We start from the raw sequence: 11,853 nt of genomic DNA, 5'->3' as shown, positions 1-11,853 counted from the left end.
AAGAATCTTAGCAATTTCGGTTGGACTAAATTTGCTGCTTTTCATAATACTTACCTAAAGTTAAAAAATATCACACTTTTTAAACTTTTAATCCGTACTATTTTTGGGGAAGCTTACAAATTCTCTCGAATCCCATATTCAGAACCTCAAATCGTTTCAAAGAAAATTGAACTTTTTAAACTTCGAAAATCAAGATGGGATTAAAGGAGAAATGGAGTTTTTACTTAATTATATTTTGGAATTATTAAAAGGTTGCTTTTTAATTGAGGTGTTTACACTTTTCAAAATTACCAAAGAGTTGGAAGCAAGACAGAACTCGATAATTGCATTATTCAATTTTATTGGTAATCTTGATATTTGTATCTCCATTGCATCGCTACGAGCGGGAGAGTCAGCAACCTGTTTACCAAAATTGACAAAAGAGACGAACAAAGTTATCGTAGAAAATATTTATCACCCCTTAATTACTAATTGCGTAACAAACAGCCTCAATATTGGAGAAAACAGTATTTTAATAACTGGCTCAAATATGTCTGGTAAATCCACCTTTTTAAGAACTTTTTGTATAAATTCTATTCTTGCACAAACAATTTATACCTGTTTTGCTGATAAATTCGAATCACCTATTTTGAAACAATATTCATCAATAAGAATAGATGACAATCTTTTTCAAGGCAAAAGCTATTATTTTGAAGAAGTGAGTATTATGGCAACTCTCATTGCAGAAGTGGAAAGACCATTTCAAAATCTATTTATTCTGGACGAAGTTTTTAAAGGGACTAATACAATAGAAAGAATTGCTTCATCGAAGGCTATACTTTCTTACTTAAATCGTAAAAATAATATTGTTATTGTAGCAACTCATGACATTGAGCTGTCTGAAATGCTTAAAAGTGAATACGAGTTGTACCATTTTACTGAAACGATTGAGAATGATATACTAGACTTTGACCACAAAATTAAGTCGGGACAATTGAAAACAAGAAACGCTATCAAATTATTAGAATTATCAGATTACCCGTTAGACATAATCAATGAAGCAAAACAAATTAGTGAAACTTTGCAAATAAAATTAACATAAAAGAGAAAAAGTTCTGCACTCAAAATGGTATTTAATAAAGAATTACAGACACAAGCAATTGAAAATCAGCATCTCAAAGCCCAGTCCTTCCTAAATGCCCATACATTATACGCAATTTTATGAAAGACGTAAGACACATATCAACATCATTAAGCGGACATACCATTGCACTTGCTGAGTTTGAAAAACGAGTTCAAATTTTTGACATAAATTCTTTGCATATAATATCCGAATTTGATACAGTACTTGATTTTGGAGGACAAAGACTTACGATTTCTGAGGACGGAAAAATCTGTATTTGTGGTTGTTGGGGAAGACACGGAATATGTGCTTATGAAACAGAAACAGGCAAACTCATTTGGCAGCGGAAAGACCTAAAAAAAGCTCAGCACATTCAAATTCTGTATAGTGACAATTCTAAATTCTTTGCTCAATTTGAAGTTGGCGCAAGTCGGATATTTGACATCAATACTGGACTTGAAACAGATAAGGTGCATGGTGCAAAATACTTCTTCAACAGTATGTATTTAGAAATTGACATTATTGACAAATCAAATAAAATTCAAATAATCGATAGACATACTAAGAAAATTAAAACCAAGATCGAAAGACAATCTTTTGCGACTTTGGATTTAGAGATAGCTGACAATTGCTTTGCAATTTCAGAAAGCGGTGGCCCTTTGAGTTGCTATGACATTCAATCAGGAAACCTTAAATGGAGTATCCCTATAAATGAAGATGGACATTTTTTAAGAGTTTCTTTTAATGCTGAATTGGGTGCCTTTTTAGGTGTGAGTTGGCCATTTATGAAAGGCGGAAAGAAAAAACTGAAGTATATTAATAAAGACAATGGGTTAATTGTAAAAGAAGTGATAATAAATTGTCCGACTGAAACTGAATTTGCTTTGAATGGTAATGTATTAATTACTTCGGACAGAGAAATAATTGACATGAAAAATGGAGAGAAAAAAAACTGGGCATAAGCATTGGCTTTAATAAAAACGCTATCAATTGCCTAACGTTTGCCTCGAACCATGCCTTTGTCGACACACAGCTTCAAAACCGCTTGAAATAACTCTAAAAATACTCCTTCGCCATACAACTGACGTGTGCGGCTAATAGTACTATGCCAAGGAAGAGTTTCGTCCAAATCATATTGGAGAAACAGGCGAATGTCCAAGCAATTTGAACAGTATTCCATCAGACGTCTATCGGAAGGAATATTATTCAAATACCCCACTAACAATATTTTGAAAAACACGACGGGATCTATTGACTCCTGACCTTCAGTTCCATAATAAGGAGCTGTTCGAGCGTACAAAAAGTGTAAATCAAGTGCTTTTTCAAGTTTTCGACAGAAATTATCAACACTTACCAAGCTATCTAAGCTGACTTGGTAGTACATTTTAAATTGGAGATTTTTGCGTCCTTGCATACCTTTAAAATACACATTTTTAGGCAATTCCCCAAGATAAAATTAAAGGTTCTCAACAAGGTGGAAGTCTATGGTTATTTCGATATATTTGAGTTGTGCAACAGGCACAACAGTTTGGCAAAAGACTGGGGTTGGTGCTTCTATGAAAGTTTAGTGCTAAATCAAACTTTGTGCTTTTAATGAAGTTTAGTGCAAGAAATTCCGCCTTTCGCCAAGCCTACAGACGTTGTGCGCCACTTTAGACGAAAACCAAAATAATGCAAAGGAAAATGATTACTCAGATACTTATCTTATGACAGACAGTAGCCCAATTTCACAAAACCAGCGCATATCAATTATAGACATTTTAAGGGGGTGGGCTTTATTTAGTGTTGTTATAATGAATTACTCCACAATTTATGGCTGGAATACCCATTCAAGCGAAACCAATACTGACAGTTTAACTTCATTCATTGAAAGTTCAACCGAAATTATATTTGGTTCAAAAGGCTGGACTTTATTAGCAATTTTATTTGGCTTTGGGTTTTCAGCACTACTAAAAAAAATAAATAAAAACGGACAACCATTATATACATTTTTCATCAAACGCATGCTTTGGTTATTTGTTTTCGCATTCTTTAATACAATCTTTTTTGGTGGCGATATTCTAAATGATTATGTGTTGATGGGATTAATACTTTTACTATTCTACAATTTTAATACGAAAACCCTGTTCGTTTTTGGAATAGGAATTTTATTGCTTACACCTTTTTTGCAATCTTATTTAGGACGACAACATTTACTTTTTGCACCAAAAGACCGTGATATTTTTTATCAACTTTATAATCGTAATGGAATTTTAGACAATATAAAAGCAAATCTCTTTATGCGATATAAATGGATGCTTCGTTTAAGCTATTCAATGATACTTCACCTAATACAATTAGGATGTTTTTTAATTGGCGTCGCCTTACATCGAAGTAATTTCTTCGCAGAAAACAACATCAATATTAAAGTTATCAAAAGGATATTTTTAGTTAGTCTAACATTTTCAATAAGTATTTTTTTACTACTACTTGCAATCGAAAAAAACGAGTTGGATTTCAATAATTACTACAACCTTTATTATCCACAAATTATATTTATAATGATTTCTACAACGACAGGTATTATCTGGTTGTATTTTTCAAATAAGACAAAAAGAATTTTCTCTGCACTTGAAGTAACTGGTAAAATGACACTGACAAATTATGTGACACAAAATATAATTGCGTTTGTTTTATTTATTTGTGTTAGACCAAATTGGGCTTTACACTGGTATTTGTTGACAGGATTAATAATTTACATAATACAAATATTGACAAGCAAATGGTGGCTGACAAAATACAATTATGGTTTATTGGAATGGTTATGGCGTTCACTAAGTTATCAACGATTATTTCAATTGAAGAAATAAAAGCGAACGCACAATACGGGGTTTTGTGCAACTTAGGCAGACAAAATGCTATTTTCTATCCTACACAAAGCCTTTTTCGTTATCTGAAATGTTGCAAAAAAAAAACGCTGAAAATGAAATATTTAACAATCTTATTAGTTCTTCTTTTTTTTAGCTGTAATACAAATAAGAAAATCAGTGAAAACAAAAGAAATAATATAATCTCTGAATTAGATTATATTGCGAAAATTGACCAGAAATATGCTGGAATCCCATCTGAAGAATTATTTAAAAAATACGGACGAGAAAAAGCGTGGGAAATTTTTTCAGCAAAAAGAGATAGTGTAAGTAAGGATAATCAATCAAGAATTAAAAAACTATTTAACAAGTTTGGTTATTTAGGATTTAATGAAGTTGGAAAAGAAAATTCAACAAAATTTTGGCTTCCAATTCAACACGCAGATAATGACGTAGAATTTCAAAAACAAATGTTGCAAGAATTAAAAAAACAAATTGAAATTAACAACGCAAAAAGAAACGAATATGCAATGTTGGAAGATAGAATTGCAGTAAATACAAATCAAAAACAAAGATTTGGCTCTCAAGTTACATACAATACAAATGGTCAAGCAATTCCTCGTAACGGTTTAATTGACAGTTTAAATATTGAAAGATTGAGAGCTGAATATGATTTACCTGCATTCAAAGAATATTATAACAATATGACAATAATGCACTTTGAAATGAATAAAGAAGTTTTGAAAAAACAAGGAATAACAGAGCCAAAACTTTACAAATAACAGACACTGCAGCTAACAAGGGTAGCTGTCGCACAACTCATTTTCTCAAAAAATACTCTTATAAAATATTTGAGTTGTGCAAAAGGCACACAGGCTTTGCGTCAGGTGGGCTAGGCTAACTTACAAACTTAGAATATTAGGCTTGGGCATTTGTGCTTTGAAACCCGCCCATCACAAAAACCTATCCGTTTTTGGCTATTCTATAATATACAGTACTAAACAATAAATGGACAGAAATGAAATTAACAACATTCTTATTTTTTAGTATTCTACCCATTTTTATTTCATGCAATGGGCAGACTTCTAATTCGAAGAACCATTTTGTACTTTTAAAAGAAATAAATGTTAAAGGTGACACTGTCAAAGAACTAGGAAGCAATATAATGGTGCTTTACCAAGACAAGAAAAAAAACTATTGGTTTGGTAGTTGGAAAACAGGACTGTACAAATATGACGGAAAAACACTGATAAATTATACAACAAAACACGGTTTGTACACCGATAGAGTTGATGATATAGAAGAAGATCAATCGGGCAACATATATTTCACAGGTATGAACCCAAATTCTACTATTACAAAGTTTGACGGAAAATCTTTTACCAATATTAGAGCAACGCCAAGTAATGAATGGAAACTTGAAGCGAATGATTTGTGGCTTATAAATCCTCATCAAAACAAACAAAAAGTTTACCGATTTGATGGAAATACCGTTTATGATTTGACACTTCCAAACCCACCCAAGCTTAACAATCCATTTGACGTTTATAGCATTTATAAAGACAGAAAAGGTAATATTTGGTTTGGTACAAATCCCGTTGGAGTATGTCGTTACGATGGAAAATCATTCGAATGGATAACAGAAGAAGATGTTACCGAATTTCGCAACGAAGGAGCAAATGGAGTGCGTTCAATTACAGAAGACAAAAATGGAGACTTTTGGTTTAATACCGAAAATCGTTACAGTATTTATGACAGCATAACATTAAAAAGCAATAAGTTTTATACAAGACACGAAAGCATAGGTAGTTTAGATGGCAAAAATACAAGGGGGCTGAATGAATATCTTTCAACGGTAAGAGACAACGATAATAATTTGTGGTTTGTAACTTATCGTGAAGGCGTTTGGAAATATGATGGAACAAAAATTACACACTATCAAATTCAAGCAGAATCAAAAGACATTACCGTATTCAGCATTTACAAAGATACTAATGGAGACCTTTGGCTTGGCACACACGAAAACGGTGCATATAAATTTAATGGAAAGACATTTGAACAGTTTAAACCATAAGAGCAAAAGAAAAGAACATCCGATAACATCGGTAGCTGTTGCACCACACTTCCAGACCTCTGTTAAAGCGATTTAATGGAGGTTTGTTTTTTTAATTGAGGCACTTGCAATCGAGTTATTAACGACTAGTTGTTTTAGGAGCGATGATACAAAAAATGAAATTCATGACTTATTTGCTATGACAAAACTAAAGGTTCTACACAGGATGGAAGTTTATATTTATTTATCGATATTTGAGTTGTGCCTGAGAAACACAGCCTCTCCTTTAGTGGGTCGACAACAGTGAGAGTTGAAACATTTAGGCAATTAATAAACATTGGTTCTGTTTGAAAGTTTTCGGTCTCAAATACACTCCAACTCAAAGCCCTAAATTGTCCCTAATAATTGTATGAAGACACTGCTCACATTAACAATTTTGACTTTGATGACTTGGGGTTGTGGTAGCAAACAGACAACCAAAGACAAAAAACGTCCTGTTACAAAAGCTCAAGAAAAGGAAGCCACTTTCTTTAGTCAGGTTGCGGACTTTCCAACAATACGAGATACGACCCAATTCATTGCTTACCTACGACAAAGTTTTGACCTTGAAGTTGATGAAAACACAATTCAAAAAACGAAGGAGAAAATTACGACCTTCAAAAAGGTGAAAATTTACGGTTCTGACAAAGACTACTTTTTTATTGAGTATGATTACGGTACCGGATCTATGGTTTCTTATCCCTGGAAATATCAACTGTTACTCACAACTGATGGCCAGTTAGTAAAGTTGCTGTCTAGACAACGATTTGACTTCATTAGAATTTTCCCAAATCAATCACCATTTCTTTTGACCGTTACAGCAACAGCAAAAGGAAATGGTGGACACGAAATTTTTAAAATTTCAGCAGATACAATGGAAAATGTTTATGACGGTTATTTTGACTATGCCATTAAGACTTATGATGCACACGAAGACAACAGCGTTTATGAGCCTAAAGAATTGACATTGAAAATTAATGACTACAACAATGATGGCTTTAATGACATTGCATTCATAGGTAAAATAGTTTTTATCCAAGGAAAAACAAAAAATAACGACTGGTACGACCGCGAAACTGTAAATGGAAAGCACGTAACCTACTCATTGAACAATCCATTCAAGAAAATTCCAGTAGAATTTGTGTTTCTCTACGACAAACAAACTCTACATTTTAAAGCAAGAGAAAATTATATGGTTAAATATGGGCTTGCCAATTAATGAACGAATAACAACTACTTGAAACAGGCGTTTGACTCAATGGCAGGTGAAATTGTTAAATGCACATTTTACTTCGCATAAACTTTTGTAGAATATTAATATTATATCTACTTCCTCACAATGCCACAAAACGTTCGTAATAGTCTACTTTAAAACGATATGAAAAGAACAAATTATAAATTGACTATTGACAATCCTTGTACAGAAAGCTGGACATCGATGACTATTTCCGACAAAGGACGATTTTGCTCAAATTGTTCAAAAAATGTAATTGACTTTTCGGAATTGTCAGATAATCAAATTATTCATTTGATTGAAAACTCAAACGGTAAACTTTGTGGTCGTTTAAACATAAATCAAGTTGATAGAGTTATTGAAATTCAAAATCTACAAAAATTTGACAAAACAGTTTTTCACCTTTTTGCTGGACTTTTATTGCTCTCTCCTATTGACAAATTAGTAGCTCAGACAACTATTAAAAACAATCAAACTATTTTAAAAACTGATAATTTTAACAAAGGAGTCATCGCTGATATTACGACAACAGAAGATCAGACAATAAAAGATAGTCTCAAAAATTTTATCAAAGGGAAAGTTTTTAACTCCGAAACCAAAGAACCTTTGCCTGGGGCATCAATTAGTATCAAAGGCAAAAATATTGGGACAACTACCAACATAAATGGAGTTTTTGCTTTTAATATCCCAGAAAATTTAATTGAAGATCAAATTGTATTTAATGTACTTTATGCTGGTTTTGATCCACTCGAGTTCATAATTTATAAAAAAGACTTGCCTGTGGACAAAGAACTTTATTTGTTACCGAGTACTTCAATGTTAATGGGGGAAGTTTGTGTTGTTAAAACAAAGAGAAAATGGTGGCAACGAAAAAAGAAAAGCAGCTGATAACACCTCTGGTTCAAGTCATAGACTTGAACCTTTTTTTTATTAAATTTTCAAACTTAAAGACCAACAAATATCAAAATCTTTGTTTACAGGCAGAGTTTAAAACTTTGGCAAAATGAGTCTAAGTCTGGAGACTCGAACTTGTTATGGACTTGAACTACGGTATTATTCCTTTTAACAAGGCAATTGTCTTCATCTTTGATGAAGAGGTTGACTTTGGTTAATAAAACTACGGCTTTCGTTTATATTCTATACTGGTTGTATTGATGGAATAATTATTAACTATATTTTAGCGATATAGTAGTTATAGGCAATCATAAAGAAATACACCATAAACAAACAGACTATAGAAAATGGAAAGTATTAAATTAAATGACATTTTGCGACTTGACAATTTGAGCAATGTAAAGATTCGCTTCAATTTGATGTTCGCTCAGAATTGGAATCCTATAGAGCTTTTTAAAGGCGGTGACATTTCAACAATGCTAGCTGGACAATATTGGAACTACAGCAAAAACAAATCGTTCAAGGCAGATCAAATCACGATAGGGCTCGTTAAGATAAAGCCAAATGAAGATTTTTGGTTATTATTTCATATTGGACAAGTAACCAAAGACTTGAATATATTTAATGGTGTTGGTTATGAGTATCAAGACTTGCCCGAATATGAAAAATATGTAGGACGATTAATTATAAAGTACAAGAACAAAGCTCAGACAATGATTCGGAACGCAGAATCTGTATTTGACGAGTGTTATGTTTCCCAAATTTTACCTGATACTTTTGATAACGACTTATTCCCTGGCTATGAAAAAGTGAATATCTCTTGGGAGGAAATGCAAAGAGTCTTAGAGAAAGATAATTGGAAAACGGCGCTCCAAAATCAAAAAGGCGTTTACTTGATTACTGATATATCGAATGGTAAAATGTATATTGGTTCAGCTTATGGAGAAAATATGATTTTAGGTCGTTGGAGGGCCTATATAAAGACTGGACATGGTGGCAACGTTGGACTAAAACGACTTACATTTGATTATATAAAAGCGAATTTCAGATACTCAATTCTTGATATTTATAAATCTACAACTGACGATCAAATCATTATAAATAGAGAAAGCTGGTGGAAAGACATCTTACAAAGTAGGCAATTTGGATATAATGAAAACTAATTGCCGAACAGACAACACGAGCTGTAACATAGTATCAACTTCAAGAGAATAATGAATGTAAATTGGTCGATTGTAATTATATTGCCAACCACGGAACTATTAAACTGGCGATTTTCAGATGCCAATATCAAATTAAAAGTATCTCATCTAAACATCAATATCTATGAAACAAATCACCTTATTAATCGCCATTCTACTTAGTGCTCAAATTAATGCTCAGCAAAATAAATTATTATTTAAAAGCTCTGATTTATTTGCCCAAATAAAAGACACAACAAAGATTACTTCCATCAGTACTAATCCCATTGGCAGATATATTTTGGTAAAATATGCTGATGGGTCTAAAGAAAAAATATCCAAAGACACACTTTGGGGCATTATTTCAAAAGGGAATGTCTATCGGATTTATGGAAGCGGGTTGTTTGAAGTTAGCAACTACCAATCTGCGGACGTAATTGAATATAAAGATTTGACAAATATCTACTACAAAAATAATTCGATTCCTCAATATAGATACTATTACAGTAAAACACTCAATAGCAGAATTGTAAACTCAAGAAACAAAGCATTGAAGGAAGAGTAAGAAATGTCACTTCTGGTTCAAGTCTAAGACTCGAACTAGCGATATATAACAAAAAAATGGCACAAGCTTACGCTTGCGCCATCTAGAAATTTGGGATGCAGAGAGCAAAAGTTGAATTATTGCCCACGAAGTATTCGCTCTCTTAATACTTTAGGTTTTGCTATAATTCAGAATTAATGTTTATTAAGATTTGATAATTTCGAGTGTAAAATAACGCTTATTAAAAATTACATTCAAAATTCACAACTCACAATTCAGCATTAATACTTAATAGCCGGGGTTTTGTTGTAATACAGCATCTTTGTTTAACTGAATCTCGGTAAGCGGGATAGGTAATAACAAATGTTTGTCGGCGATACCTTGAACTGGGTTTACTGCACTACTAGCATTCAAACGTTTTACACGGTCAACTAGTTTTTTGGTACGCATCAACGTCATACGACGATTTTCTTCTCCGATTAATTCACGTACTCTTTCGTCCAAGATAAAATCTAAAGTCATATCACTTGCCGAAACTTGTCCCTGTGCTGGATAGTTCGGGAATGCTCTTGCACGCAATACGTTGATGGTATTGGCTGCATCTTGCAACTTACCTTGTTGTACCTGAGCTTCAGCCAATAATAAGTATGTCTCGCCCAAACGCATCAACACATAGTCTTTAATCATCGCAAAACCAAAGGTATCGTTCGGATCAAACTGGTACCATTTTGTAGTATGTGGAGCCAAGTTGAACAAGGTATCTGTCCCTGCATAAGGTACTTGTTTACCATAAGTAGCAGTCTGTGCTGGATCATTATACACGTAGCGACGACGAATATTGTTTGATGAGTTACGAATATCGCCATCTTTGTACAAGTTGTAAATTACCCAGTTACTCAATCTCAAACGACCCAAAGCACGACCACCTGTAGAGTCTGACAAAGCCATACCTCTTACGTTGTGATACGCTGCTCCCCAAACACGTCTTTGTTGTGCACTACCTGTGTTACCACCCACTACACTACTTGGATTTTCTTGCTCCAATACCCAAAGTGCTTCTGTATTTCCTTGGCTACGACGTTGGTTACCGTACACAAACATATCTGAATAGTAATCTCCTTTTTGACTAGTTTTAATACCAAATCTGTTTTTAACCAATTTGAATTTACCGCTGTCAATAATTGCTTTCAACTGTGTTTCAGCCAATTCTGGCTTACCCATTCTCAAATATACTTCACCTAACAATTGCATGGCCATAAATTTATTGGCACGACCATACAACTTACCTTTTGTATTGCTTTTTACATCTTCAATATCGGGTAAATTTGTTGCTGCAAAAGTTAAATCCGCTACGATTTGGTTGTTCACCTCATCGATAGAAGCACGCGTAAAATCTGTTTTAGGAGCAGTTAAAGCTTGTGTCAACAAAGGCACACCTCCAAAACAAGTCGCTAAGTTATTGTAAGCATACGCTCTGAAAAACTTCGCTTCAGCACTCATTTTATTTTTACCAACCGAAGTAATATTCTTTAAATTTGGTGAATCCAATGAGTTGATAATGATATTTGATAGGTTAATCAAGATATAGTTTCTATCCCAAGTACGAGCTGCTGCACCGTCGGTAGGTGTCAACAAGTTGTAGTTATAATATGGGATTTCGATACCTTCTTGGTTAGCTGTAGCATTGGCTACGTCGGTTCCAACTTGCCAAACGCTTACCCATCCCTGACGGTCAGACCAAGTAAAAATGGTACTTGTGTGGTTATACAAACCTACCAAAGAAGCCTCTACACCGAGCGAGTCATTGAGTGTTGCTGGAGTATATGATGAAAAAGGCTTTTCTGCTAAAAAGGAATCTTTACAAGCTGCCGTACCAATTGCTAGCGCCAATAAAGCTATATTTTTTAGTTTTTTCATGGAAATCAAATTTTAATTAGGATTTAGACAAAGAGCATAAATG

The 11,853-nt window shown here is 33.5% G+C and carries 12 protein-coding genes; 10 read left to right on the top strand and 2 right to left on the bottom strand.

All coding sequences use genetic code 11. From position 1 onward, the window contains the following. From QM481_RS11335 to QM481_RS11325, 3 genes are all read left to right on the top strand, one after another. Positions 1–204, top strand: a 204-nt coding sequence (locus tag QM481_RS11335) for a hypothetical protein (protein WP_283381866.1), incomplete at its 5' end; no start/stop codon positions are given. Further along, positions 167–1,081, top strand: coding sequence for a MutS-related protein (locus QM481_RS11330; RefSeq protein ID WP_283381865.1), 915 nt, complete (start codon positions 167–169; stop codon positions 1,079–1,081). The genes QM481_RS11335 and QM481_RS11330, both read left to right, overlap by 38 nt. Before the next feature lie 119 nt (positions 1,082–1,200). Continuing rightward, complete coding sequence (locus tag QM481_RS11325; RefSeq protein ID WP_283381864.1) at positions 1,201–2,064, top strand: hypothetical protein; 864 nt, start codon at positions 1,201–1,203, stop codon at positions 2,062–2,064. Between the two features lie 32 nt (positions 2,065–2,096). On the opposite strand, the gene QM481_RS11320 is transcribed toward QM481_RS11325, so the two are convergent. Then, on the bottom strand, positions 2,097–2,486 hold the full coding sequence (locus QM481_RS11320) for a transposase (protein ID WP_283381863.1): 390 nt from the start codon (positions 2,484–2,486) through the stop codon (positions 2,097–2,099). 256 nt (positions 2,487–2,742) lie between these two features. Between QM481_RS11320 and QM481_RS11315 the strand changes: the two genes are divergently transcribed. From QM481_RS11315 to QM481_RS11285, 7 genes are all read left to right on the top strand, one after another. Beyond that, the gene (locus tag QM481_RS11315; RefSeq protein ID WP_283381862.1) at positions 2,743–3,951 is read left to right on the top strand and encodes a DUF418 domain-containing protein; all 1,209 of its coding nucleotides are present in this window, start codon (positions 2,743–2,745) and stop codon (positions 3,949–3,951) included. A gap of 113 nt (positions 3,952–4,064) precedes the next feature. Then, entirely contained in the window at positions 4,065–4,730 is a 666-nt protein-coding gene (locus tag QM481_RS11310) for a DUF6624 domain-containing protein (protein ID WP_283381861.1), read from the top strand. A 236-nt stretch (positions 4,731–4,966) separates the two neighbouring features. After that, positions 4,967–6,022, top strand: coding sequence for a ligand-binding sensor domain-containing protein (locus QM481_RS11305; protein ID WP_283381860.1), 1,056 nt, complete (start codon positions 4,967–4,969; stop codon positions 6,020–6,022). A 388-nt stretch (positions 6,023–6,410) separates the two neighbouring features. Continuing rightward, the gene (locus QM481_RS11300) at positions 6,411–7,259 is read left to right on the top strand and encodes a hypothetical protein (RefSeq protein WP_283381859.1); all 849 of its coding nucleotides are present in this window, start codon (positions 6,411–6,413) and stop codon (positions 7,257–7,259) included. Positions 7,260–7,418: 159 nt separating this feature from the next. Continuing rightward, positions 7,419–8,162 carry a carboxypeptidase-like regulatory domain-containing protein gene (locus tag QM481_RS11295; protein WP_283381858.1) on the top strand — a complete coding sequence of 248 codons (744 nt, stop codon included), beginning with the start codon at positions 7,419–7,421 and terminating at the stop codon, positions 8,160–8,162. Between the two features lie 353 nt (positions 8,163–8,515). After that, positions 8,516–9,331 (top strand): GIY-YIG nuclease family protein, encoded by an 816-nt coding sequence (locus tag QM481_RS11290; protein ID WP_283381857.1) that lies wholly within the window; start codon positions 8,516–8,518, stop codon positions 9,329–9,331. 163 nt (positions 9,332–9,494) lie between these two features. Further along, positions 9,495–9,914 carry a hypothetical protein gene (locus QM481_RS11285; RefSeq protein ID WP_283381856.1) on the top strand — a complete coding sequence of 140 codons (420 nt, stop codon included), beginning with the start codon at positions 9,495–9,497 and terminating at the stop codon, positions 9,912–9,914. A gap of 267 nt (positions 9,915–10,181) precedes the next feature. On the opposite strand, the gene QM481_RS11280 is transcribed toward QM481_RS11285, so the two are convergent. Next, positions 10,182–11,810, bottom strand: a complete 1,629-nt coding sequence (locus QM481_RS11280) for a RagB/SusD family nutrient uptake outer membrane protein (protein WP_283381855.1) — start codon at positions 11,808–11,810, stop codon at positions 10,182–10,184. Between the last annotated feature and the right edge of the window lie 43 nt (positions 11,811–11,853).

It is taken from the genome of Flectobacillus rivi (genome assembly GCF_030056655.1).
GTDB lineage: Bacteria > Bacteroidota > Bacteroidia > Cytophagales > Spirosomataceae > Flectobacillus > Flectobacillus rivi.
This window is presented reverse-complemented; position numbering and strand designations above follow the sequence as displayed.

Bases quoted from the DNA above. Each gene is read 5' to 3' on its own strand.
- QM481_RS11325 (WP_283381864.1), top strand. From the start codon at position 1,201: ATGAAAGACGTAAGACACATATCAACATCATTAAGCGGACATACCATT.
- QM481_RS11320 (WP_283381863.1), bottom strand. From the start codon at position 2,486: ATGTACTACCAAGTCAGCTTAGATAGCTTGGTAAGTGTTGATAATTTC.
- QM481_RS11310 (WP_283381861.1), top strand. From the start codon at position 4,065: ATGAAATATTTAACAATCTTATTAGTTCTTCTTTTTTTTAGCTGTAAT.
- QM481_RS11305 (WP_283381860.1), top strand. From the start codon at position 4,967: ATGAAATTAACAACATTCTTATTTTTTAGTATTCTACCCATTTTTATT.
- QM481_RS11300 (WP_283381859.1), top strand. From the start codon at position 6,411: ATGAAGACACTGCTCACATTAACAATTTTGACTTTGATGACTTGGGGT.
- QM481_RS11295 (WP_283381858.1), top strand. From the start codon at position 7,419: ATGAAAAGAACAAATTATAAATTGACTATTGACAATCCTTGTACAGAA.
- QM481_RS11290 (WP_283381857.1), top strand. From the start codon at position 8,516: ATGGAAAGTATTAAATTAAATGACATTTTGCGACTTGACAATTTGAGC.
- QM481_RS11285 (WP_283381856.1), top strand. From the start codon at position 9,495: ATGAAACAAATCACCTTATTAATCGCCATTCTACTTAGTGCTCAAATT.
- QM481_RS11280 (WP_283381855.1), bottom strand. From the start codon at position 11,810: ATGAAAAAACTAAAAAATATAGCTTTATTGGCGCTAGCAATTGGTACG.